General features: G+C 56.2%; 25 protein-coding genes. 12 read left to right on the top strand and 13 right to left on the bottom strand.

Annotated features, from left to right (window positions below):
• Positions 1-134 precede the first annotated feature (134 nt).
• Together ahpC and AAEZ09_RS18730 are read right to left on the bottom strand one after the other, a co-directional pair.
• Positions 135-698: an alkyl hydroperoxide reductase subunit C gene (gene ahpC / locus AAEZ09_RS18735; RefSeq protein WP_045058314.1), complete on the bottom strand. Its 564-nt coding sequence runs from the start codon at positions 696-698 to the stop codon at positions 135-137.
• A gap of 138 nt (positions 699-836) precedes the next feature.
• Positions 837-1,775 carry a site-specific integrase gene (locus tag AAEZ09_RS18730; protein ID WP_350600317.1) on the bottom strand — a complete coding sequence of 313 codons (939 nt, stop codon included), beginning with the start codon at positions 1,773-1,775 and terminating at the stop codon, positions 837-839.
• A gap of 338 nt (positions 1,776-2,113) precedes the next feature.
• Between AAEZ09_RS18730 and AAEZ09_RS18725 the strand changes: the two genes are divergently transcribed.
• Positions 2,114-3,124, top strand: a complete 1,011-nt coding sequence (locus AAEZ09_RS18725) for a DNA-binding protein (protein WP_350600316.1) — start codon at positions 2,114-2,116, stop codon at positions 3,122-3,124.
• Here AAEZ09_RS18725 and gorA read toward each other — a convergent pair.
• The 9 genes from gorA to galU all read right to left on the bottom strand — a co-directional run bounded on the left by gorA (position 3,121) and on the right by galU (position 14,451).
• On the bottom strand, positions 3,121-4,479 hold the full coding sequence (gene gorA / locus AAEZ09_RS18720; RefSeq protein ID WP_350600315.1) for a glutathione-disulfide reductase: 1,359 nt from the start codon (positions 4,477-4,479) through the stop codon (positions 3,121-3,123). The genes AAEZ09_RS18725 and gorA overlap by 4 nt on opposite strands.
• 107 nt (positions 4,480-4,586) lie before the next feature.
• Complete coding sequence (locus AAEZ09_RS18715; protein WP_350600314.1) at positions 4,587-6,047, bottom strand: MFS transporter; 1,461 nt, start codon at positions 6,045-6,047, stop codon at positions 4,587-4,589.
• A gap of 162 nt (positions 6,048-6,209) precedes the next feature.
• Entirely contained in the window at positions 6,210-7,082 is an 873-nt protein-coding gene (locus AAEZ09_RS18710) for a prephenate dehydrogenase dimerization domain-containing protein (protein WP_350600313.1), read from the bottom strand.
• The gene (pabB, locus tag AAEZ09_RS18705; RefSeq protein WP_350600312.1) at positions 7,079-9,148 is read right to left on the bottom strand and encodes an aminodeoxychorismate synthase component I; all 2,070 of its coding nucleotides are present in this window, start codon (positions 9,146-9,148) and stop codon (positions 7,079-7,081) included. The genes AAEZ09_RS18710 and pabB overlap by 4 nt, the downstream gene beginning before the upstream one ends.
• On the bottom strand, positions 9,145-9,480 hold the full coding sequence (locus tag AAEZ09_RS18700; RefSeq protein ID WP_350600310.1) for a chorismate mutase: 336 nt from the start codon (positions 9,478-9,480) through the stop codon (positions 9,145-9,147). Before AAEZ09_RS18700 ends, pabB begins: the two co-directional genes overlap by 4 nt.
• A gap of 54 nt (positions 9,481-9,534) precedes the next feature.
• A complete protein-coding gene (locus AAEZ09_RS18695; protein ID WP_350600309.1) occupies positions 9,535-10,794 on the bottom strand; it encodes an aminotransferase class I/II-fold pyridoxal phosphate-dependent enzyme in 1,260 nt (419 codons plus the stop codon).
• A gap of 22 nt (positions 10,795-10,816) precedes the next feature.
• A complete protein-coding gene (locus AAEZ09_RS18690) occupies positions 10,817-11,668 on the bottom strand; it encodes a HemK/PrmC family methyltransferase (protein WP_350600307.1) in 852 nt (283 codons plus the stop codon).
• Complete coding sequence (locus AAEZ09_RS18685) at positions 11,665-13,098, bottom strand: NAD(P)/FAD-dependent oxidoreductase (protein WP_350600306.1); 1,434 nt, start codon at positions 13,096-13,098, stop codon at positions 11,665-11,667. The genes AAEZ09_RS18690 and AAEZ09_RS18685 overlap by 4 nt, the downstream gene beginning before the upstream one ends.
• Positions 13,099-13,611: 513 nt before the next feature.
• Positions 13,612-14,451: a UTP--glucose-1-phosphate uridylyltransferase GalU gene (gene galU / locus AAEZ09_RS18680; protein WP_010460715.1), complete on the bottom strand. Its 840-nt coding sequence runs from the start codon at positions 14,449-14,451 to the stop codon at positions 13,612-13,614.
• A gap of 280 nt (positions 14,452-14,731) precedes the next feature.
• Between galU and AAEZ09_RS18675 the strand changes: the two genes are divergently transcribed.
• Both AAEZ09_RS18675 and AAEZ09_RS18670 read left to right on the top strand, forming a co-directional pair.
• Complete coding sequence (locus tag AAEZ09_RS18675; RefSeq protein WP_045058310.1) at positions 14,732-14,923, top strand: hypothetical protein; 192 nt, start codon at positions 14,732-14,734, stop codon at positions 14,921-14,923.
• A 149-nt stretch (positions 14,924-15,072) separates the two neighbouring features.
• Positions 15,073-15,354: a lipoprotein gene (locus AAEZ09_RS18670; protein ID WP_045058309.1), complete on the top strand. Its 282-nt coding sequence runs from the start codon at positions 15,073-15,075 to the stop codon at positions 15,352-15,354.
• An 11-nt stretch (positions 15,355-15,365) separates the two neighbouring features.
• On the opposite strand, the gene AAEZ09_RS18665 is transcribed toward AAEZ09_RS18670, so the two are convergent.
• Positions 15,366-15,596, bottom strand: a complete 231-nt coding sequence (locus AAEZ09_RS18665) for a hypothetical protein (RefSeq protein WP_045058308.1) — start codon at positions 15,594-15,596, stop codon at positions 15,366-15,368.
• Between the two features lie 72 nt (positions 15,597-15,668).
• Positions 15,669-16,025: a hypothetical protein gene (locus tag AAEZ09_RS18660; RefSeq protein ID WP_045058307.1), complete on the bottom strand. Its 357-nt coding sequence runs from the start codon at positions 16,023-16,025 to the stop codon at positions 15,669-15,671.
• A 210-nt stretch (positions 16,026-16,235) separates the two neighbouring features.
• On the opposite strand from AAEZ09_RS18660, the gene AAEZ09_RS18655 reads away from it, so the two are divergent.
• From AAEZ09_RS18655 to AAEZ09_RS18615, 9 genes are all read left to right on the top strand, one after another.
• On the top strand, positions 16,236-16,538 hold the full coding sequence (locus AAEZ09_RS18655; protein ID WP_045058306.1) for a DUF1883 domain-containing protein: 303 nt from the start codon (positions 16,236-16,238) through the stop codon (positions 16,536-16,538).
• Between the two features lie 35 nt (positions 16,539-16,573).
• Complete coding sequence (locus AAEZ09_RS18650) at positions 16,574-16,744, top strand: hypothetical protein (protein WP_163019503.1); 171 nt, start codon at positions 16,574-16,576, stop codon at positions 16,742-16,744.
• Between the two features lie 49 nt (positions 16,745-16,793).
• Positions 16,794-17,459, top strand: a complete 666-nt coding sequence (alkB, locus tag AAEZ09_RS18645; RefSeq protein ID WP_350600304.1) for a DNA oxidative demethylase AlkB — start codon at positions 16,794-16,796, stop codon at positions 17,457-17,459.
• An 87-nt stretch (positions 17,460-17,546) separates the two neighbouring features.
• Positions 17,547-18,647 carry a bifunctional DNA-binding transcriptional regulator/O6-methylguanine-DNA methyltransferase Ada gene (gene ada, locus AAEZ09_RS18640; RefSeq protein WP_350600302.1) on the top strand — a complete coding sequence of 367 codons (1,101 nt, stop codon included), beginning with the start codon at positions 17,547-17,549 and terminating at the stop codon, positions 18,645-18,647.
• Positions 18,648-18,740: 93 nt separating this feature from the next.
• Positions 18,741-19,802 carry an NAD(P)H-dependent flavin oxidoreductase gene (locus AAEZ09_RS18635; protein ID WP_350600301.1) on the top strand — a complete coding sequence of 354 codons (1,062 nt, stop codon included), beginning with the start codon at positions 18,741-18,743 and terminating at the stop codon, positions 19,800-19,802.
• A 236-nt stretch (positions 19,803-20,038) separates the two neighbouring features.
• Positions 20,039-20,806 (top strand): molybdate ABC transporter substrate-binding protein, encoded by a 768-nt coding sequence (modA, locus tag AAEZ09_RS18630; RefSeq protein WP_350600299.1) that lies wholly within the window; start codon positions 20,039-20,041, stop codon positions 20,804-20,806.
• Positions 20,807-21,487 (top strand): molybdate ABC transporter permease subunit, encoded by a 681-nt coding sequence (modB, locus tag AAEZ09_RS18625; RefSeq protein ID WP_122840612.1) that lies wholly within the window; start codon positions 20,807-20,809, stop codon positions 21,485-21,487.
• A gap of 3 nt (positions 21,488-21,490) precedes the next feature.
• Positions 21,491-22,570: a molybdenum ABC transporter ATP-binding protein gene (gene modC, locus AAEZ09_RS18620; protein WP_045058300.1), complete on the top strand. Its 1,080-nt coding sequence runs from the start codon at positions 21,491-21,493 to the stop codon at positions 22,568-22,570.
• A 75-nt stretch (positions 22,571-22,645) separates the two neighbouring features.
• A complete protein-coding gene (locus AAEZ09_RS18615) occupies positions 22,646-23,692 on the top strand; it encodes a DNA topoisomerase IB (RefSeq protein WP_045058299.1) in 1,047 nt (348 codons plus the stop codon).
• The last annotated feature ends 85 nt before the right edge of the window (positions 23,693-23,777 follow it).

Here is a 23,777-nt window from a genome sequence, read left to right as displayed (position 1 = left end):
GGCGATTTCCTTTTTTCGGATTCATATAAAGCAGGCATAAAAAAACGCCCGAGCGAATATCGCCCGGGCGTTTTTAGTGGGCGGTTGCAGCTTACTGAGGTGCGGAAACCCGCCCTGATAGTGCTTTCACAGTCTTAGATCTTGCCGACCAGGTCCAGGGACGGAGCCAGGGTAGCCTCGCCTTCTTTCCACTTGGCTGGGCAAACCTGACCTGGGTGAGCAGCAACGTACTGAGCAGCCTTGATTTTGCGCAGCAGCTCGGAAGCGTCGCGGCCAACGCCGCCATCGTTCAGTTCAACGATCTTGATCTGGCCTTCAGGGTTGATCACGAAGGTGCCACGGTCAGCCAGGCCAGCGTCTTCGATCAGCACGTCGAAGTTGCGGGAGATGGCGTGGGTCGGGTCGCCGATCATGGTGTACTGGATCTTGCCGATGGCTGGCGAAGTGTTGTGCCAGGCAGCGTGGGCAAAGTGGGTGTCGGTGGAAACACTGTAGATTTCAACGCCCAGCTTCTGGAACGCTTCGTAGTTGTCGGCCAGGTCTTCCAGCTCGGTTGGGCAAACGAAGGTGAAGTCCGCCGGGTAGAAGAATACGACCGACCATTTGCCTTTCAGGTCAGCGTCCGAGACTTTTACGAAGTCGCCATTTTTGAAGGCGTCAGCTTTGAACGGTTTAACTTGGCTGTTGATGATAGGCATCGATGACTCTCCGTCAGGGGTTGAAAAGTTGATGAGATGAATCCTACCTATCCAATCCCTCGATGGCTCATTGGCAAAGCTCATGCTACTGATTGGTTTTCGCTATTAGCCGACAGTATTAATAGAAGAAAACGGAATCTAGGGCGCCAGTGGCTTTTCCACCAGGCGGGTCATGCCGGGAAACGGACTGGCCTCGACGTAACGCATCGCCGATTTCACGTCTTTCCAGCCGACGTAACTCATCAGCGATTTCAGATCCCAGCCGCTCTGATGCGCCCAGGTGGCAAAACCCCGGCGCAGGGAATGGCTGGTGTAGTGCTCGGCGGCGATGCCCGCGCGTTGCAACGCCTGGCGCAACAGCGGAATCACGCTATTGGGGTGCAAACCCTCCTCGCTCAGATGCCCCCAACGGTCGATACCGCGGAACACCGGGCCCCGCACCAACGCGGCGGCGCTGATCCAGGCGATATAAGCCTGCACCGGGCACAAGCGCTGGAGCGCTGGCGTCTGGTAGGTCTTGCCGAGGTTGTCACGGTCACCCTTGCTGCGCGGCAAATACAGGCTGATTCCGGCACCGGCGCTGGCCTGGACGTGCTCGATCTGCACGCGACATAACTCGTCACTGCGAAATCCTCGCCAGAATCCCAGGAGGATCAGCGCGGTGTCGCGCCTGGCGCGCAACAAGCCCGGTTGATCGTGTTCGGCCTGAGCGATCTGCGCCTCTCGTTCAAGCCAGGCAATCACCCGCTCCAGGTGCTGCAGCTGTAACGGCTCGGCCTGCTTTTCCTGTGCCGGGTGCAGTGCCCGGATCCCCTTGAACACCTTGCGCACCACCGGCGCCTTGGTGGGGTCGGCAAACCCCTGGCTGCTGTGCCACTGGGCCAGCGCCGACAAGCGCAGCTTCAAGGTGTTGATCGAAAGTACGCCCGCATGCGCCACCAGATAACGCGCGACGCTGTCGGCGGTCGCGGGCAGGAAGCCGCCCCAGCTGACTTCGAAGTGCTCGATGGCGGCGCGGTAGCTACGCCGGGTGTTGTCGCGGGTGGCGGCATTAAGGTAACGATCAAGCTCGCTCATGCGACCTGCCTTCTGAACGATCAAACCCGCTCATGGAACCTGCCTTCTTGAAAATACGCTCATGGAGCCTGCTTCAGTAGGAGCGAGCTTGCTCGCGATGGTCGTCAACGATAGCGGGGGTTAGTTAGCCATCGGCGCTTGCGGGGTTTTCGCGAGCGAGCTCGCTCCTACAGGGCTTTGTGTACTGATTTGGGGCGGCTTACTACTGTAAAAGCTTATCACACGGGATAATACCAATATATCCCACGTGAGTATTTAAGAATTATCTCTGATTATCTAATCGTGGTACAATTGATTTTTGGTGGTATGTACCACAGTACGAAATCGTAGGAGAGCTCATGGCTCGCGGCGGCATTAACAAAGCAGTGGTTCAAACGGCACGCCTGGCAATCCTTGCCCGGGGCGAACACCCGAGCATTGACGCTGTACGCATAGAAATGGGCAATACCGGCTCAAAGACTACTATTCACCGATATTTGAAGGAGCTCGACGACGCTGCCGAGCCTGCAGATGCGACCAGCGAACCGATCGATGACGAACTCGCAGGGCTGGTAGCCCGCCTCGCCCAACGGCTTAAAGAGCAGGCGCAGGAGCCCATTGACCAGGCTCGCACGCAGTTCGATCAGCAGAAAAAGGCGCTGGATGCACAGCTGGCCCAAGCGATGGAAGCCAATACCGAGCTGCAACAGCAATACGAAGTGCAAACCCTGGCCCTCACCCAGGAATCGGACACTCTGCAGAACACGCTCGCGTTATTGCAGACCGAGCAGACACGCAACGCGGGACTCAACCAGGCGCTGGCAGATTTCGAATTGCGCTTGCAGGACAAGGATGAGCAGATTCGCTCTCTGGAAGAAAAGCACCTGCACGCCCGCGACGCGCTGGAGCACTATCGCAACGCGGTCAAGGAACAGCGTGAGCAGGAGCAGCGCCGCCATGAAGGGCAGGTACAACAAATTCAGATGGAGCTGCGCCAGGCCCAGCAGAGCGCCTTGATACGCCAGGACGAAATCACGCAGCTGCATCGGGACAATGAACGCCTGCTGACGGAGAACCGTGGCACGCTGCGTGAGCTGAGCCTGATGCAGGAACAGCTCAAGCACACGCATAACCGCCAGGATCAGTTGCTGGAGCAAGTCAACCGCATCGACAGCGAGCGCACCCTCCTCCAGGAACGCCTGCGCGCAGCTTTGCTGGAAAGCCAGTCGCTTAAACAGAGCGTTGAAGAGCAGTCGCAGCTCAACAAGGGATTGGAAACAGAACTGCAAAAGACCCGGGCGAGCCTTGATGAAAGCATGCGCCTGGCGGCTGCCATTGCGACAGCCCCAGACGCTGCAACAGCCGATTAACGATCGACCGGCGTACGCATGGTGACGAATTCTTCGGCGGCCGTCGGATGGACGCCGATGGTTTCGTCGAAGTCGCGCTTGGTCGCACCGGCCTTCAGTGCGACCGCCAGACCTTGAACGATTTCACCGGCATCGGGCCCGACCATGTGACAACCCAGCACCTTGTCGGACTTCGCGTCGACCACCAGTTTCATCAGGGTGCGCTCCTGACACTCGGTCAAGGTCAGCTTCATCGGGCGGAAACGGCTTTCGTAGATCACCACTTCATGCCCGGCGTCCCGCGCCTCTTCCTCGGTCAAGCCGACAGTACCGATGTTCGGCAAACTGAACACCGCGGTCGGGATCATTTTGTAATCCACCGGACGGTATTGCTCGGGCTTGAACAGGCGTCGCGCTACCGCCATGCCCTCAGCCAGCGCGACAGGCGTCAGCTGGACCCGACCGATGACATCACCCAGCGCCAGGATCGACGGCTCGGCGGTCTGGTATTGCTCGTCAACTTCGACGAAGCCTTTGTGGTCGAGCTTGACGCCCGTGTTTTCCAGCCCAAGGTTATCCAGCATCGGCCGGCGGCCCGTGGCGTAGAAAATGCAATCGGCTTCCAGCTCACGACCGTCCTTGAGGGTGGCCTTGAGACTGCCATCGGCCTGCTTGTCGATGCGCTCGATGTCGGCGTTGAACTGCAGGTCCATACCGCGCTTGGTCAGCTCTTCCTGCAAATGCTTGCGCACCGCGCCGTCGAAGCCACGCAGGAACAGGTCACCGCGATACAGCAAGGTGGTGTCGGCGCCCAGCCCGTGGAAGATCCCGGCAAACTCGACGGCAATGTAGCCGCCACCGACTACCAGCACGCGCTTTGGCAGCTCTTTCAGGAAGAATGCCTGGTTGGAGCTGATGGCATGCTCGTGCCCCGGGATTTCCGGGACCTGCGGCCAGCCGCCGGTAGCGATCAGGATGTTCTCCGCGGTGTGGCGCTCGCCGTTGATCTCGACCGTATGCGGATCAACGATCTTGGCATGGCCCTCGTGCAAGGTCACACCGCTGTTGACCAGCAGGTTACGGTAGATGCCGTTGAGGCGATTGATCTCGCGGTCCTTGTTGGCAATCAGGGTCGCCCAATCAAATTTCGCCTCCCCAAGTGTCCAGCCGAAACCGGACGACTGCTCGAAGTCCTCGGCAAAATGCGCGCCGTAGACCAGCAGCTTTTTCGGCACGCAGCCGACGTTCACACAAGTGCCACCCAGATAGCGACTCTCGGCCACGGCCACTTTCGCGCCAAAACCGGCAGCAAATCGAGCAGCCCGCACACCGCCAGAACCGGCGCCAATCACATAAAGGTCAAAATCGTAGGCCATTTTCAATCTCCTCGGCAGGCGAACAGCATACCTGCGGACGGCCGTTGAGCAAGCGTTGAGCTGAAATGCTCGAGCCGCGCGATGCGCGGCCCAACCTTCGTTTTCGATCAATGCCCCTCTGCAGACTGCGCTTTCGGTATCCGCAGAGTGCGCCAAGCAATCAAAATCGCCATGAGTGCCAAGCCGAACGTCACCCACGAAACCAAACCGATGCCACCTTCGAATGCCCTTCCCGCCTGCGCCATCAACTCCCTTGCTTCACCAACCGACAAGTTCGCCGCCACATGATGAGCGCCAGATAATGTTTCACTCGCCAGCATCATCTGCACTTCGCTGAGAAACCCCGGAAGCTGCAATGCGCCGCGATAATAGGCGGTGACGAGACCGCCGAGCACTGTCGTCCCCAAAACTACGCCCACTTCATAGGCCGTTTCGCTAATGGCCGACGCAGCGCCCGCCTTTGCTGGTGGTGCAGCTGACAAGATCACATCATTGGAAACCGTCGCGATCGCCCCCACGCCAATGTTCAGCAGGGCAAAAGCCACCACTAGAACGGTCAGGCTACTGCCCATGCTGGCGACCAACAAAAACGCTGCGCCGGCAAACGCTATCAAAATGGGTATCAGCACATGCACCTGTAACCGCTGCGCGACAGGCACGACTGCAATCCCCACGACAATCGCCATGACCTGACCAGGCACCAACGCGAGGCTGGCACTCAAGGGCGACATCTGAAGGACGATCTGCAGGAACTGAGTGGTAAAGAATACGAAGCCGACGAGAAACGCGAGACTCATCAAATTGATCGCGACGGAGCCGCTAAAGGTGCCACTGCGGAATAGAGTCAGGTCCATCAGCGGCACTGGCAGACGTAACTGTCGACGCACAAACATCCAGCCGGCAACTGCTCCTGTTGCAAATGCCGTCAGCGCCATCCAGTCAATACCATTACTGGCGCTGTGTTTAATGCCATAAACAATGGCACCAAGAGCGCACATCGATTGCAGGATGCTGATCGGTTCCAACGGTCCTGAAGCATCTCGCTCGGACTCGGGCAGCAACAGTGGCCCCAACACCAGCAATGGCACCAACACGGGGACCGCCAACAGGAAAATCGACCCCCAACTGAAGAATTCCAGCAACACCCCGCCCACCAAAGGACCGAGTGCCGAACCGACCGTCAACGTCGTTGCCCAGACCGCGACTGCCAGCCTGCGCTCTTCTCGGTCCTCAAACACCGAACGTATCAACGCCAACGTTGAGGGCATCAGCATTGCACCGAAAACGCCCATACAAGCTCGCCCGGCAATCAGTTGCGCAGCGGTTTCGGAATACGCGGTCAGCACCGACACAATCGCAAAACCCAAGGATCCGGCCAGCAACAACTTACGATGACCGAGTCGGTCTCCCAGACCACCCATCGACACCAGCAGCCCAGCCAATACCAGCGAATATGCATCGATCATCCACAACTGCTGGCTAGCACTCGGACGCAGGGCCTCGGCAATCTTCGGTAACGCGAATCCAAGTACCGTATTGTCGACTGTCACCAGCAATACAGGCAGCATCAGTACGCATAGGCCTAACCAACGCTTTGATCGCGCCCCGCGGTGTGTCACCCCAGTTATTAATGCCATAGGTAAAACTCCATACTGCTTAAAAAAAATCACGGGACATTTTTCATTGCACCCGAGAAACGTTTCCTACGCGCTTCCTTGGCGAGGATGTAATCAGTTCAGCAATGAAAATATATGCTGACAATCGACGGCTCCCGAATTCAAACGACTGCCCAATGCATTTGAAATGCTTTGTAGGTCACATCTGAACTCGTCGTAATCCCGTTTAGCGGCACTTTTCATCAAGCGCTCCATTCCTTCCGCCAGCGCAGCGCGCTGATGGCTCGCCTCGTCATTTTCTAGCTGTATGTCCCAGTAGACTTCAGGCGGACTCACCAGAACCCGGGACAATAAAGCCATCATTGTGCGCATTGGAGGCGGCATCACCTCAAGAGCGCTTTCCAGATCTAGCGAAGACTTTGCCAACGCTAAGCCGAACCCGAGGATTGCGGCATGCGGCAGCGCCTGACAGAGCGCCATGAGCTCATCATGGGCCACCGGCGTCATTCGCTTTATCTTCATCCCAGCGCCCATCAGGTGTTGCTCAATGAAGGTCAACGGCGAGGCGCCGTCTTCCAGGCAAATTGCGACGGTGCGCCCTTGAACTGAGAGCTTGGGTGAAAACATCGGATTGACACCAACGAAAGGCTGGTGTGACGAGGTATCCTTCAATGCTCTATAAAATGGATCCTGAACTGAACAAGTCGGTATGAATACAACATCGCTCGACACAGAGCCTACAACCCAAGGTATTGCCCGAATAGCCACGCTTTCGGGCAGTGCAAAGATCACTGCAACCGCCCCTTGGAAGATGTGCTCGGTGTTGCTGAACGGGCATGTGACATCAACTTCATAGAAGCCACTTACATGCTCCGAAGCCCTGCGATCCACCACCCGGACATCGTATCCGTATTGCATAAAAATGCGGCTGATCAATGAACCAACCAAACCCGCGCCTCCTAACACAACAACCGCGTCTCTCATCATGATTCGCTCCCTGCGACAAAACTGTGATAAGGCACGCTAGCCTTGACCAAAGTTTCTTCAAGCTCTTGCTGTGGATTGGATTGCGCAACAATTGCGCCACCAATACCGAATTTCGCCTCGTTCCCCTGGAGCACTGCTGTTCGGATGACAATACTCAGCTCGGCTCCACCACTAAAAGATAACCAGCCTAATGCGCCTGAGTAGACGCCGCGGGCAGAAGATTCCAATACATCAATAATTTCCATCGTGCGTTTTTTTGGAGCACCTGTCATTGAGCCACCCGGGAAACAGGCTCGAATAGCTTCGATCGTTGACACGTCCGAGCGAAGGTGCCCACGAACCGTTGAGACCAGTTGATGAACCGAAGAAAAGCTTTCGACTGAAAAAATCTCAGGAACATGAACACTCCCTGGCCGACACACTTGATTCAAGTCATGGCGAACCAAATCGACTATCATCAGGTTTTCGGCCCTGTCCTTGGCCGAACTGCATAGTTCATCGCGTAGTATTTGGTCTTCTACGAGTTTTTTACTACGTGGCCTGGTTCCCTTGATCGGTCTAGACTCGATCAATCCGCTGTCATCAATCCGAAGAAAGGTTTCGGGCGAAGCGCTCAATACTGAAAACTCTGCAAACGAGAGATAAGCACCGTAGGGTACTGGGCTGGCCTGTCGCATTCGCCGATAAGCACTCAAAGGCGCACCACCGTATGCCATTTTTGCCCTGTTCGTCAGGCAGATCTCATACGACTCTCCATCAGTGATGTACTTGAGCGACTGATTGATCTTACTAATGTAATCATCTGGCCCGTCCTCAAGCGAAAGTTTCAGCTGGTCTACAGCACCTGGAATAAACGTACTGCAATGGCCTGTTGACTCATCATCACGCTTGAGAAAATCAGGTAAGGACGGCCAAACAACAGCATCGCCAGTCGCAACCATCATACATTCATAGACTTTCTCTTCATGATGATCAAAGACAAAGAAATGTGGTGCAAACATAAATGAAGCGTCCGGATTAACCGAACGATAAGTTTTGAGTCCGCCTGCTAATGCCTTCAACTCGTAACCGAGGTAGCCGACAAAACCACCCTTGAAAACAAACGGTAAGTGCTGAGGGGTTGCCACTTGCACAGATTCGAAGATCTGCGCAGTCAGTGTAAAAAAGTCACCATTAATGCTTTTTTGACCTTTGGGCCCCAAAAGCTTGAGGCACTCATCGTTGACATCGTACTCAAGCCTTATCGCCCCTTGAGTATCCCCGCTACCCATAATCGAGTAGCGGGCATTAGGTCTTTCCGACTTCTCGCTGTCTAGCCAAAAAGCATAATGATCATCTGCATAGAGCGTTAAAAAAACTGATTGTGGATCCGTGCACTCGTAAAATTCACGATAAGCAAGCTGCATATTCAGCATCCCCCCTACCGCGACGTATGCATTTTTTGACGACGAACATTCCATGCTGGACTCTAAGCGAGTTCTAATTGCGTCGTTATGCTCTAGCGCCATCCGTATGAAGTTGCTCAAAAGCGCATGACCATATTCTGAATCGATGGATTCGGGGTGGAACTGGACACCCCAAACCGGTCTGGTGATGTGTTCAATTGCCATGACCACACCTTCAGACGTCCAGGCCGTACATTTGAGATCCGCTGGTAGGCTTGTGCACATCAACGAATGGTATCTGACCACTTCGAACTGATCCGGCAGATCTCGAAAGAGCCCTTTACATGAATGAGTAATGCGACTGCGGTAGCCATGAACAGGGTTGGGAGCGTGCCCCACGGTTCCCCCAAGAAATTGAGCGATGCCTTGGTGTCCCAGGCAAATACCTAGCAACGGGACAGGAGAATGGAGAATGACGTCACCGCAAACACCAAAATCCCCCTTATCTCCGGGGTGCCCTGGACCGGGCGACAGTACTACAGCATCATATTGTCCGATGCTCAGCTCATCGTACCGGATGGTATTTTTGACTACATCAGCGCAAATGCCTGTCACCTCATACAAATACTGAGCGATGTTCTGGGTGAAGGAATCGAAGTTATCAATCAGCAGTATTTTCATGAAAATTGCCCCGGGGCCTGATACTGATTGATCAGTATGTCTTCCTGAATACATGTCTCTTCTATAATCAGCTTGAATATCGACTCGGTGTAAGACGGCCTCAATCCCACCGCCTCAGATTTGATCTTGACCATGTCGAGCACGTAGGAGATTCGTCCGGGCTGCATCATCGCAATGCCATGGACGGCTTTGAGTTCGGCAATGTCCATACAAACCTTCATTCGCTCAGCAAGCAGGTCGACAACTTGCAAATTTATCAAGTCAAGCCGCTCCCGCTGCGGCTGAAAAATGTTAGACGAGCCTGTCTGTGATAACTGTCCATGTTGTTTCATCTTTTCCACCTCCGTTGCCCATTTTTGGAAGAGAGTCGTCAGTCAGGTGTGCTCCTATTCATTGATAGCAGGCGTCCATAACCCTTTGCTCGTCATAGCCTTCAGAGCCCCCCCTAATAAACTGATGTCGTTGTCGCTGTGGCTTGCAGATATCGCAAAACGCAGCATTGCCTTGCCTTTGGCGATAATTGGATAAAATACAGGGAAGAGCAGCATGCCTTGGTCACGCAGAGTTCTCGCTGCCTGCAAACCGGCCTCCTCTGTTTCAAAGAACGCTCCCCTGACAGGTGACTGAATACCTGCATTAAGCAACTGGTTATTGGTGAGGGAATCCAAAAGGCTGACGTTTTCCCAAAGTCGTTGTTGCAGCACATCAAGCTCTTCACTGAGATGGATTTTCGCCGAGGCAACGTTCGCCGCCAGCATGGGCACCATAATGGAATGACCAAATATCAGCGGATTCGCCAGCGTTCGGATAACTTCAATATCCCGCGAATCCGAAACCACGACAAAGCCACCCGAGCCACCAAAAGCCTTGGAGAGAGACCCCGCCAGGATAATATTTGCTGGTAACGAGTGATCAACTACTGAAAAGGCATATCCCGCACCATGACGTCCGACGATCGAAATGCCATGAGCATCATCTACATATAGGTATCCCCGCGCCGACTCTAGCTGCCGTGAGAGCTCGGCGATGGGTACAAGCCCACTCATCGACCCGATTCCATCGATCAAAAGCACAGGGGTCTCACCATTATCGGTGCAGCCCTTCAGCGCTACGGGGAGCGATTCTGGATTGGTGGATTCGACTCTAGAAACAGGACCGAACTGCTCCAAAATCCCCCTAAGCACCTGCATCGAAGCATGAGCGGTTTTGTCCACCAGCCAGTGAATTTGTTTGTTGACCGGATACCTACTCAACGAACCACTCCCCAGCAACGGTAAAACACCTAAGTGGACACTGCTGGTAGAGGTAAACACCGCGACGCCACTACCTCTATAGACCTGACCAAGCAACTCTTCCAGTTGAGGCAGGTAACTCGGGCGCATTGCACTTCGAGAAGACGATAGGTGCAGGCCAGAAATTTCCATTGCTTGATGCGCGGCGTCGATCAATGCCGAATGGGTTTCTAAACCCAAGTACGAACAGGACACAAACTCTGTGAACGTACCACCGTCTTGCAAGGTAATGTCCTTACCCACACGACTAGCAACGGTAAAACCTGTAAGTCCTTCCTCGTAAGCCTTCGCCAGCGCCCCAGTAGTGTTACCGCGACGAACGCTCATCCAGTCTTGTCTAGTTTGCGCATCCATTGCTAAAACTCCTTTACGATAATCAACGAGATTTGCATCCGACGGTCATTACTGAACTGCCCGACGCGTCGGACGCTTCCTTGTCGATTACCGTCTCTATATTTGTCAGCTGACTCTGATTAAACAGTTCGCGTACCGCTTGGGCCTGCCCCTCGCCATGCTCGATGACTAGCCAACCTTCACGGGTTAGGAGCTGGTTCGCGAGTGTGATGATTTGCCTTATCAGTTCAAGACCATCGGCCCCGGAATAGACTGACGCCTGTGGATGATGATCACTCCATTCAGGCAGCAACTCTTGAGACTGTGGAACGTACGGAGGGTTAGCGACAATTAAACCAACCTGATGTGTAAAACGCGTAAATGCCTTTTCGTCGCGAATGTCTGCCTGCAACTGATTGACCCTAATCCCCTTGCAGGCAAGCCTGTCGATGTTGCGCTTGAGATACTGCACCGCTATCTCATCAAACTCCACGCATGTCACTTTCAGATCTGGTCTGCGCCGTGCGATTGCCAGACCAATCGCGCCGCTTCCAGCACACAAATCGAGAACACTCGCTCCCAATCGAAGCGCAGCGCTGGTCTCCAGCCACTTGTGAATGATTTGGCTGTGAGGCCGAGGGATAAACACGCCACTACCTACCACCAGCGGCATTTTGTCAAATTCCACCATACCAACAATATACCCAAGAGGAATTCGGTTACAGCGCTCTTGAACCGCCAGCATAAACTCTTCGATCGCACGCCCTTTATCCACTCGTTCTATATAGCGATCAATAAGACAACTCAAATCTTCTTCCAAGTCCCAGACACCGGATTCCTGCAACATGGCCCGCGCTTGATTAATAGCAAGATACTCACGCTCAGCAAGACTCATGACCACTCCTTGTAATACTGCGAAAGTTTTTTCAACATCGACTCATAAATGTAGGAGAATGCCACCAACTCCGGCGGAGGCGTAAATGACGGATGCAAGTCATTTATCAGCTGCTCATAATTTCGCGACAGCCCTTCATCCAGAAGAGGAAACCAATAAGGTTTTATATCCCAGCGATATTCATACCCAGTGGCAAACATCTGCTGTACCGTTTCCCTAACTGTATGCTCGCGGGCAAACCCAGATAACGGAGCACGGACTGGTTTGAAAGGACTGAGATCCAGATCGGGAGGCGCTACACCGGTCAGGCAATCAGCTATATACCGAGCCAACAATGGTGATTGGTGCAGGCCATCTCGGTAGGTACCTGTTGCGAGCCAAAGACCTTCGATGCAGCACTCGCCAATCAATGGGAAGCCATCTGCTGGAATTGGCCTGTTGCCTACTTGTATGGAAATTATTTCAGCGCCATGAAGGTCCAGGTTCAACTGATCAACAGCACAATCAAGCAAAAACTGAACATCTGATATTAGAGCCTTTTGCTTTGGGCGCTCCGAAATAATGTTAGTTGCCCCCAAATACAAGACTCCATCCCCACGAGGGACGCAGTGTAAGCCGCATGCAAAGGCACGATTTGGCGTCCGTATGACCGAACTCGGCAAATCGGCCCCTTCAGGCATCTTTACCAGAATGGAAACGCCATAACCACTGAACAGCGGCGGAATTTTCTTTACAAGTTCTTCAAAATCACTGAGTAAATCCAGGGACTGAACGCCTGCGGCAACCACGACCTGCTTTGCCCATAGAACCTCCCCACTGTACAACTCGACACCCGTCGCCACTCCACCCTCAGCCAACACGCGCTTAGCATTCTCATTTTTCAGGGTGCCGCCCTCGGTGAGAAATGCAGCATCTAATTTCTCCAGTAAAAGGTGCGAATTCACCGAATGTTCGTTTGGTATATACAACCCTCGCAAAGGGCGAACCAGATGGTTGGGCTTAAGCCACTCCATCTTGCGTGGATCAACAATTTCGAACGGTTCATCATACTCACGAAGGGTACTCTCGATGGTGTCGTAGTTGACGCTGTCCACCTCATCCATGCCAGCGGTATTGAGCAGCACATGGGTCCCAATAGCGGTAAATAACGAACTAGAATCACCTGAAGAAGTTGCCAACCGCTGCGCCCAGCTTGACCATAGGCGTTGGGATTTTCGGTCCATATCCAGTTTCAATCGACCATATTCACTCGAAAGTAAACCGCTTGTTACCTCCCCGAAACATCCATTCATAGCCCCTGCAGCTTTTGAAGCTGCAAATGTGCGATCCGTCTCACCTATGCGACATACGCTTAAACCTCGCGTTGCTAACTCATATGCAATTGAACCACCGACTGCTCCTGCACCCACGACTATAACGTCGAATTCCATGTACACCTCGAACCGTCACCAGCAACGGAGAAATAAATTATTCCCAGGAAACAATTTATTTTTTAAGGCTTCGCCACATCGCAGTTCAACACGCGAATTATTTCATGATATGTCTGCGTTACAAATTGACATAAGCGCATGAAAATGTAGGAATAATCCTTCAGACAACAGGAAGCAAGAAAAAAAATCGCGGATAAAAGTCAAGTATCAGAAGCACCAACTCTGAGTTTTACGGGTATACTCACTCAACCCAATAAATAGTCCACTGGGCGCACTTCTTACAAAAGAAACTCAGCCATAGATATCGGACAGTACCCATTTTTTAGCGTAGATTTTTTCCTACTGAGGTATCCGCCTCGCGCGACAGGCGACAGCCGACATCCGAATTTGAAAGATTTCTTATATCGATGCGCAAAAGAAAACGCCCCGAACAAGTCGGGGCGTTTTCTTAGTTCTCACCGATGCTTTACACAGCGTGAGTTAATCTTTTCAGTACAAGCAGCCAAGTCGCTATCAGTAAGCCTTGCCAGTCTTGTAGAAGTTCTCGAAGCAGAAGTTAGTCGCGTCGATGTAGCCTTCGGCACCACCGCAGTCGAAACGCTTGCCTTTGAACTTGTAGGCCATCACGCAGCCGTTTTGTGCCTGTTTCATCAGGGCGTCGGTGATCTGGATTTCACCACCCTTGCCTGGCTCGGTTTGTTCGATCAGGTCGAAGATGTCCGGAGTCAGGATGTAGCGACCGATGATCGCAAGGTTCGACGGCGCATCTTCAGGTTTTGGCTTTTCAACCATGCTGTGAACGCGGTAGATGTCGTCGCGGATCATCTCACCGGCGATCACGCCGTATTTGTGAGTCTCTTGCGGATCAACTTCCTGGATGGCCACGATCGAGCAGCGGAACTGCTTGTACAGCTTGACCATCTGGGTCAGTACGCCGTCGCCTTCAAGGTTCACGCACAAGTCATCCGCCAGGACCACGGCGAAGGGTTCGTCACCGATCAGCGGACGGCCGGTCAGAATGGCGTGGCCCAAGCCTTTCATTTCGGTCTGGCGGGTGTAGGAGAACGAGCAGTTGTCGAGCAACTTGCGGATGCCGACCAGGTATTTTTCCTTGTCGGTGCCCTTGATCTGGTTTTCCAGCTCGTAGCTGATGTCAAAGTGGTCTTCCAGCGCGCGTTTGCCGCGACCGGTCACGATGGAGATTTCGGTCAACCCAGCGTCCAGGGCTTCTTCAACGCCGTACTGGATCAGTGGCTTGTTTACCACCGGCAGCATTTCCTTGGGCATGGCTTTAGTCGCTGGCAGGAAGCGAGTACCGTAACCGGCTGCTGGGAACAAGCATTTCTTGATCATAAAAGTCCTTGTAAGGGCTGTGTGTACGAGTTTCGGCGCAGTCTAATCAGGCGGCGGGCACCTTACAATGCCCCGCACTGGCTAACCGATGCCATCATAGAGAAATATTCTGTCGGATAGTTCCCCAGAACAGTTCGCCTCATATAGATAGCAGAAAAGCTGGACGCTGTGCGCCGAGGGGAAAATCGGCGCGCAATCGCACCACCATACGCCCATCAGCACCCGGTGAGTGCATTTGGCGTTATCATTGCGCAATTGAACCAGCCAACGAGGCAGATACATGTCGGAAGCAAAAATAGTCAACGGTTACCAGATCAAGCAAGTCAAGCCTGGTGAATGGCGAGTAGCGGGTGCCAACGGTGAAGATGTCGGCGCCGGGGCCTTTCCGACCGAGGCAATGGCAATCGAGGTAGCATCGGTACTGGAGCTGGAACACGCCAGTACTGGCCGACGTGGCAAAGACAAACGCTGATCAGTAGCTGTTGCACCCAAGCCCTGACCCGCGCAGGGCTTTTTTGAGAGCTTTTTTAGATAAGAAGGCAATGAGTGGCCTTTGGCTATAACCTTTTGATGCCAGCGCTGTCACAGGCTTAGCCCCATCATCCTGACGACGACAACGACATGAATAAATTTTTGCCACTGATTGCAGTATTGGCCCTGAGCGGCTGTGCCACTTCTGAAACCACCTACCTCAATAACGGGGAACAAGGCCTGGCCATCGACTGTTCCGGAGAGGCCAATTCCTGGGCCACCTGCTATGAAAAAGCCGATGCCTCCTGCGCCGGCACCGGCTACCGGATCGTCGGCACCGACGGCACTCCTTCGCTGAAGGAAAGCGACAAGACCCTTGGGGTGGACGTCGGCAACTTCAAAAACCGCAGTGTGGTGGTGGTCTGCAAGTAAGGCGCCCTGCCCTACATGTGGATTTCCGCAAATTTGATCCCGAGGCCGCGAACGGTCTCGATCAAATCGTCGAGACGGCTGAAGGACTCGACTTCGTCGTTATCATCCACCAGAAAGTAACTGCGCCCGGCGCTCTTCTTGAAAAAAACGATCCACTCTCCCGAGTTCGCCGGATTCTGAATCACATGGGTGGCCGAAATACTCCCTTCGGCGTGACGTTCCCGTACTTGCTCTCGCTTCATGCTCGACTCCAGAAATGACAATGCCGCCAAAGCGTCGCTGAGGCGGCATCAGTGCTGACCGGCGGTATTCTATCAGCCGGAAATGCAGGCAGTTGCAGCGTTACGCACATCCTTGGGACGCAACGGCACATTGGAAATGCGCTCGTGCAGCTTGATGCTGCTGCCACTGGAACGGTCCTCGATATCAAATACGGCGGCCGGTCCCGAGGAAAACTTCTGCGGTACGATAACCCGCACGCCATCCTTGTGCGGCTCAACCTGCAAGGCGCCACGGCTGCTGGCAAGCTTTTCGGTCAGGCACTGCGCATATTCATGGGGTTTCTTGCCGGAGATCACGCTCATGGTCGGCAGCGTTTCATTGATCTCCGAAACACTTGCGCAACCACTGATCACCAACGCCAACGGCAGTAACCCTACACCCCACTTCATATAAAACCTCCGATAAAGACCCTCCGACAGCACAAATGCTGTTTTTCTCCGAGGCTGCCTGCGTTAATCGCTGATTGATGTCCAAAATTCTGCATTTATTGCCAAAGTGGACCAAGGCGACCGGATAATAACCTGTTCGGGCTGATAAACTGCGCCAATTGCCCAGCTATCGTTTTGATTTTGTAGAAAAAGCCCTTCTGGAGGCGCCTCATGAAATTTATCCACCAGCGCGAGCACCTGAATGAAGACGACATCGTCGTCATTCAATGCTCGCAAACCTGCAACATCCGCTTGATGAACGACGCCAACTTCCGCAGCTTCAAGAATGGTGGTCGCCACACGTACCACGGCGGCGCGTTCGACACTTTCCCAGCGCGCATCACCGCACCGAGCACCGGTTTCTGGAACATCACAATCGACACGGTGACCAACCGGGCGATCAGCGTGACCCGCAAGCCGACCCTCACGCACTCGATCAAGATCATCCGCCGCTCCAGCTCGAAACTGAGCTAAGTGGCATTTCCACCTCCCGACTTGCAGGTATGACCGTGGCCCAGACGACCAAGTACGTCATTAAATACAAGCTCAACGGCGAACGCCGGTTCGAGTTCGCCCAGCTTGAAAACGGCACTGCCGAAGAAGCCAAGGCCGCGCTGGACGTGATTCACGGCCAGGGCGAAGATGTCATCAGCGAGATCAGCGTGAGCAAGGCGCTGTAACGCCGACATCTTGCGAATCGCTGATCATCGTCTCGATGAGTGACCACCTATGAGCTCTGTCACCCTGGACCTGTTCGCCGACCACGAACCTGAGCAACAGCCAAAGCGCGAGCAAATTGCCGAACAATCCTGGGTGCTGCGGGGTTTCGTCCTGCCCTGGCTTGAACGCTTGCTGCCGGAGCTGGATGCTGTCCTCGCGGCCGCGCCTTTTCGGCAGATGGTCACCCCAGGGGGCTTCACCATGTCGGCCGCGCTGAGCAGCTGCGGTACCTGGGGCTGGACCACCGACCGCAGTGGCTATCACTACAGCCGCCAGGATCCAGCGAGCGGCAAGCCCTGGCCGCCAATGCCCGAGGTGTTTCTTCACCTGGCCCAGGCAGCCGCCCTGGAAGCTGGGTTTGCAGGCTTTGTCCCCGACTCCTGCCTGATCAACCGGTATCCCCCCGGCGCGAAAATGTCATTGCACCAGGACAAGGACGAGACGTCCATGGCAGCGCCAATCGTCTCGGTATCCCTGGGGTTGCCGGCGGTCTTCCTGTTTGGTGGATTCGAACGCGGTGACAAATGCCAGAGGGTGTCGCTGTTTCATGGCGATGTGGTGGTATGGGGCGGTGTCGATCGCTTGCGCTATCACGGGGTATTGCCTATCAAGGACGGCCAGCATCCACGGCTGGGGGAGCAGCGCATCAACTTCACCTTCCGGGCGGCGCGGTGAGCCTTTCGAGTTCAATCGCAAGCCGCGGAGTGTTGCGTAGCGCGCGCCCCCCTAAGCTGGATCAAACCCTTCCATGCAGGTGAAGCCATGACCACTCCTTCGACGACTGGCCCCATCGAGGACGATCCCCGCTGGGCTGCCGTGGTTGCGCGCGATCCGCGCGCAGACGGGCAATTCGTCTATGCGGTGAAAACCACGGGTGTCTATTGCCGCCCCAGTAGCCTGGCGCGCTTGCCCAATCCACAGAATGTGCAGTTCTTCGATACTGCCGAGCAAGCCCAGGCCGCAGGATATCGCCCAAGCAAAAGGGCGGCGAAGGATCAAAGTGATCTCGCCGCGCAGCATGCCGCAACTGTAGCAGCGGCGTGCCGCCAGATAGAAACCGCCGAGCAAGTGCCGGTGCTCATTGACCTCGCCTCGGCTGCAGGCATGAGCAGCTTTCACTTCCATCGGGTGTTCAAGGCGATCACTGGCCTGACCCCCAAGGGTTATGCCGCCGCACATCGTGCCCGCAAGGTGCGCCAGCGCCTGGCCGATGGCGGCTCGGTCACTGAGGCGCTCTACGACGCCGGTTTTAACTCCAATAGCCGCTTCTACGCAGCGGCGGATAGTGTACTGGGCATGAAACCAACCGATTACCGCGCCGCCGGCCAGAACAACGACATTCTTTTTGCCGTGGGCCAGTGCTCACTCGGCGCGATCCTGGTGGCGCAAAGCGAGCGCGGGGTGTGCGCGATCCTGCTGGGGGACGACCCGCATCAGTTGGTCTGCGATCTGCAGGATCGGTTTCGGCAGGCCAACCTGCTGGGGGCTGATCAGGCTTTCGAGCAGTTGATTGCCAAGGTCGTCGGCTTCATCGAAGCCCCGGCCCTGGGCCTGGACTTGCCGCTGGATGTGCGGGGAACGGCGTTTCAGGAGCGGGTATGGCAGGCGCTGCGGGATATTCCGCCGGGTAGCACCGCCAGCTATGCTGAAATTGCCCGGCATATCGGCGCCCCGAAAGCCTTCCGGGCGGTAGCGCAGGCGTGTGGCGCAAATCATCTGGCAGTGGCGATTCCTTGTCATCGCGTGGTGCGCAGTGACGGCGACCTGTCGGGGTATCGGTGGGGCGTGGAGCGCAAGCGAGAGTTGCTGGAGCGCGAAGCACGCCCCAAATCTGCTGTTGGACATGAGACTTGTTTGAAATGAGCGCTGCGCCAGCACTGGCCTTGGCGCCGCCATTGCTGGTACAAATCCAGCCCGACTGTCCCTGCCCTGCCTACCCGCCGGAGAGCCCGCAAAATGAGTCAATGGCCAGATACCCGCATCCTTGACCTGCTTGGCATCGAGCTGCCGATCATCCAGGCGCCCATGGCTGGCGCGACGGGTGCGGCCATGGTGATCGCGGCGAGCAACGCCGGAGGCCTGGGGTCCATGCCCGCAGCCCTGTTGAGCACCGACCAACTGCGCGAAGAACTGAAGGCCATTCGCGCGCAGACCCAGCGCCCGATCAACGTGAATTTTTTCTGCCATCAACCACCCGTGGCCAACGAACAAGGCGCCCGGGACTGGAAGAATCTGCTGGAGCCTTATTACCGCGAACTGGGCGTGGACTTCGATGCGCCGACGCCGGTGTCCAATCGCGCGCCGTTTGATAGCGCGACATGCGAAGTCATTGAAGAACTGCGCCCGCAAGTGGTGAGCTTTCATTTTGGCCTGCCGGAAAAGTCACTGCTCGACCGCGTCAAGGCGACCGGCGCAAAAGTGCTGTCGTCCGCTACTACGGTCGAAGAAGCGATCTGGCTGGAGCAGAACGGTTGCGACGCGATCATTGCCATGGGCAATGAAGCGGGTGGTCATCGCGGCATGTTCCTCAGCGACGACCTGAGTAGCCAGGTGGGTACATTCGCCCTGGTGCCGCAGATTGTTGATGCCGTGAAAATCCCGGTGATCGCCGCAGGCGGCATCAGTGACGCCCGTGGCGTGGCGGCGGCGTTCATGCTGGGAGCGAGCGCGGTGCAGGTCGGTACCGCCTACCTGTTCACCCCGGAAGCCAAGGTCAGCGCCTCTCACCACAAGGCACTGCGCACCGCCAGGGAAAGTGACACGGCCTTGACCAACCTTTTCACCGGCCGCCCGGCACGGGGCATTCTCAATCGAGTGATGCGCGAGCTGGGGCCTATGAGTGACAAGGCCCCGGCCTTTCCGCTCGCCGGGGGTGCGTTGATGCCATTGCGCGCCAAGGGAGAAGCCGACTTCAGCAACCTCTGGGCAGGTCAGGCGTTTCCCCTCGGGAAGGAGCTGAGCACGGCAGAACTGACCCGCAAAATGGCAGAGGAAGGGTTGGCGAAGCTGATCCACTAAACCTCAAGTCGCCGCCATCCCTGTAGGAGCTGCCGCAGCCTGCGATCTTTTGATCCTCGTGGTTTAGAGATCAAGATCAAGATCAAGATCAAAAGATCGCAGCCTGCGGCAGCTCCTACCGGGGTCGATCTGGGCAACATGTATACAATCGAGTTCCGTTTGCGGGTTTTTCGCTATATATTTCCCTACATAGCGTTTAGTCCCCACTGCTGTACCTGCCCGTCACGGAGCCGTTCATGACCTCTCGCGCCTCACGTTTTGCCCCTGCTGCCCTTATGAGCCTGGTGGCTGTCTGCACGGTTGGATCGGCCCAGGCCGAAGAAGTCCAGGTCGCGGTCGCGGCCAATTTCACCGCCCCCCTCCAGGCGATCGCTGCCGATTTCGAGAAAGACACCGGTCACAAGCTGATCGCTGCCTACGGTGCCACCGGCCAGTTCTACGCCCAGATAAAGAATGGCGCGCCCTTCGAAGTGTTCCTGTCAGCCGATGACAGCACGCCGCAGAAACTTGAAAACGAAGGCGATACCGTCAAGGGCTCACGTTTCACTTACGCCATTGGCACCCTGGCGCTATGGTCGGCCAAGGACGGATACGTCGACAACCAGGGCAAGGTCCTTAGCGATAACCAGTATCAGCATCTGGCCATCGCTAACCCGAAAGCTGCGCCGTACGGGCTGGCCGCTACCCAAGTGCTGGCCCGGCTGGGCCTGACCGATCAAGTCAAAGCCAAGATCGTCGAAGGCCAAAACATCACCCAGGCTTACCAGTTTGTGTCCACCGGCAACGCCGAGCTCGGTTTCGTCGCCTTGTCGCAGGTTTACAAAAACGGCAAAGTGTCCGGCGGCTCGGCCTGGATCGTTCCGGGCGACATGCACGACCCGATCAAGCAGGACGCGGTGATCCTCAACAAGGGCAAGGACAATCCAGCCGCCAAGGCGCTGGTTGACTACCTCAAGGGGCCCAAAGCCGCTGCCGTTATCAAATCCTACGGTTATCAACTTTAAATGAGCCTGACCAGTGCCGATTTTGCTGCCATCTGGCTGACCCTGAAACTGGCGTCGCTGACGACGGTCATCCTGTTGGTGATCGGCACTCCGATCGCGTTGTGGCTGTCGCGTACCACCTCCTGGCTACGCGGTCCGGTCGGGGCGATCGTCGCCCTGCCCCTGGTCTTGCCCCCTACGGTGATTGGTTTTTACCTGTTGATCGCGCTAGGTCCCCACGGCGTTGTCGGCCAGCTCACCCAATCACTCGGGCTCGGCACCCTGACCTTCAGTTTTGCCGGCCTGGTGATTGGCTCGGTGCTCTATTCCATGCCATTCGTGGTGCAACCCCTGCAGAATGCTTTTGCCGCTATCGGTACGCGGCCACTGGAAGTGGCCGCGACGCTGCGGGCCAATCCCTGGGACACTTTTTTCAGCGTGATCCTGCCCCTGGCACGTCCCGGTTTCATCACGGCAGCCATTCTGGGCTTTGCCCATACGGTCGGCGAGTTCGGAGTCGTACTGATGATCGGCGGCAACATTCCGGACAAAACCCGGGTGGTCTCGGTACAAATCTACGACCATGTCGAAGCCATGGAATACGCCCAGGCCCATTGGCTGGCCGGGGCGATGCTGGTCTTTTCGTTTGCCGTGTTGCTGGCGCTCTACTCCAGCCGCAAGACCCGTGCGGGCTGGAGCTGATCGATGATTGATATGCGCTTGAAACTGGACTATCCGGGGTTTGCCCTGGACGTCGACCTGCAATTGCCCGGCCGTGGCGTGACGGCGCTGTACGGGCATTCCGGCTCCGGGAAGACCACCTGCCTGCGGTGCATCGCCGGGCTGGAGAAGGCTGGTCAGGCTTTTATCCAGGTCAATGATGAAGTCTGGCAAGACAGCGCGAAGAGGATTTTCGTGCCAGCACACAAGCGCGCCCTGGGCTACGTATTCCAGGAAGCGAGCCTGTTTCCGCATCTGTCGGTGCTGGCCAATCTGCAGTTCGGCCTCAAGCGCATTCCCGCCTCCCAGCGGCGGGTTGATATGACGCACGCCACCGATCTGCTGGGCATTGGCCATCTGCTCGATCGTCATCCGCACAACCTGTCGGGCGGTGAGCGCCAGCGCATCGGCATAGCCCGCGCATTGCTCACCAGTCCCCGGCTGCTGTTGATGGACGAGCCGCTGGCGGCGCTCGACAGTCAGCGCAAGAACGAGATCCTGCCGTACCTGCAGCGCTTGCACGACGAACTGGAAATCCCCGTGCTGTACGTCAGCCACTCACAGGATGAAGTGGCGCGCCTGGCCGATCATATTGTTCTGCTAAGCGATGGCAAGGCCCTGGCCAGCGGCCCGATCGGCGCCACCCTGGCGCGTCTCGACCTGCCGCTTGCACTCGGTGACGACGCTGGCGTGGTGATCGAGGGCCAGGTCAGCGCCTACGATGCCCACTACCAGTTGCTGACGCTGCAACTGCCCGCCAGCGACATGAACATTCGCGTGGCGCACTCGCCAATGACCCTGGGCCAGGCGCTGCGGTGCAAGGTGCAGGCGCGGGATGTCAGCCTGAGCCTGAACGCCGCCGAGCACAGCAGCATTCTCAATCGCCTGCCCGTCACGGTAATCAGTGAAATGCCCGCAGACAATGCCGCTCACGTTTTGATACGCCTGGAAGCCGGTGGCACGCCGCTGCTGGCGCGCATCACTCGTTACTCCCGGGACCAGTTGGGTGTGTACCCCGGCCAGCAATTGTGGGCGCAGATCAAGGCGGTGGCGGTGCTGGCTTAAATTCGCCGGCACCACTGCGATTGCGTGCGGTCAATCGCTGTAACGGCCAATTGATTGCAAGCCAGGACTACCGCCATGCCCGATACCGATCTGCCCGTTGCGTTGCCTCCCGACCTGCACTATGTCGATGACACGCAACCTGGAATCACCCGCAGGAAACTACGCGGCAAGTTCTGCTACTTCGACTCGACCGGCCAGCGCATCACCGATCCGGACGAGGTCAAACGCATCAATGCCCTCGCGGTGCCGCCGGCCTACACTGACGTGTGGATCTGCGCCGATCCACGCGGCCATCTGCAGGCGACCGGACGTGATGCACGGGGTCGCAAGCAGTATCGTTATCATGCGCGCTGGCGCGAAGTACGCGACGCCGACAAATACTCACGCCTGAGAGATTTCGGCCTGGCTTTGCCCAAGTTACGCAAGCAACTTGAAGCACTGCTGGAGGCTCCCGGCTTCAGCCGCGACAAGGTCATGGCCACCGTAATAACCTTGCTTGACGCGACACTGATCCGCGTCGGTAACACCCAGTACGCCCGGGACAACCGCTCCTACGGCCTGACGACCCTGCGCAGCCGCCATGTTGAAGTCAATGGCAGTGCGATCCTGTTCCAGTTCCGCGGCAAGAGCGGCGTAGAGCATCAGATCACCGTCAAGGACCGGCGCCTGGCGCGAATCATCAAGCGCTGCCTGGAGATACCCGGACAGAACCTGTTCCAGTATCTGGACGAAAACGGTGAGCGCCACACGGTGAGTTCTTCAGACGTCAACGCCTACCTGCAAACGCTCACCGGCGCCGACTTCACCGCCAAGGATTACCGCACCTGGGCAGGCAGCGCGCTGGCGTTGTCGGTGTTGCGCGAATTGCACTGGGAGCCGGAATCGGACGCCAAGCGCCACGTGGTTGAAATGGTGAAAAATGTCGCCAAACAACTGGGCAATACCCCGGCGGTGTGCCGTAAGTGCTACATCCATCCGGCGGTACTGGAGCATTTTCTCCTCGGCGCCCTGGCTGAGCTGCCGAGGCCCAGAACCCGCAAGGGGCTGCGAGCCGAGGAAGTCGGATTGGCCATGTTCCTGGAGAAAATGGTCGAAGCCACGCAGAATGGCGACTTGCGATAACCCTCGAGAGGCGAGTAGGCTAGCCACCTCCGCTTTCTCAGGTTGACCTTTGACGTGAATAACTAAGCCGTCCAGAAATGTGTTC

Origin of the sequence: Pseudomonas sp. 65/3-MNA-CIBAN-0223 (assembly GCF_040310425.1) — a bacterium.
GTDB classification, from domain to species: domain Bacteria; phylum Pseudomonadota; class Gammaproteobacteria; order Pseudomonadales; family Pseudomonadaceae; genus Aquipseudomonas; species Aquipseudomonas gregormendelii.
This window is presented reverse-complemented; position numbering and strand designations above follow the sequence as displayed.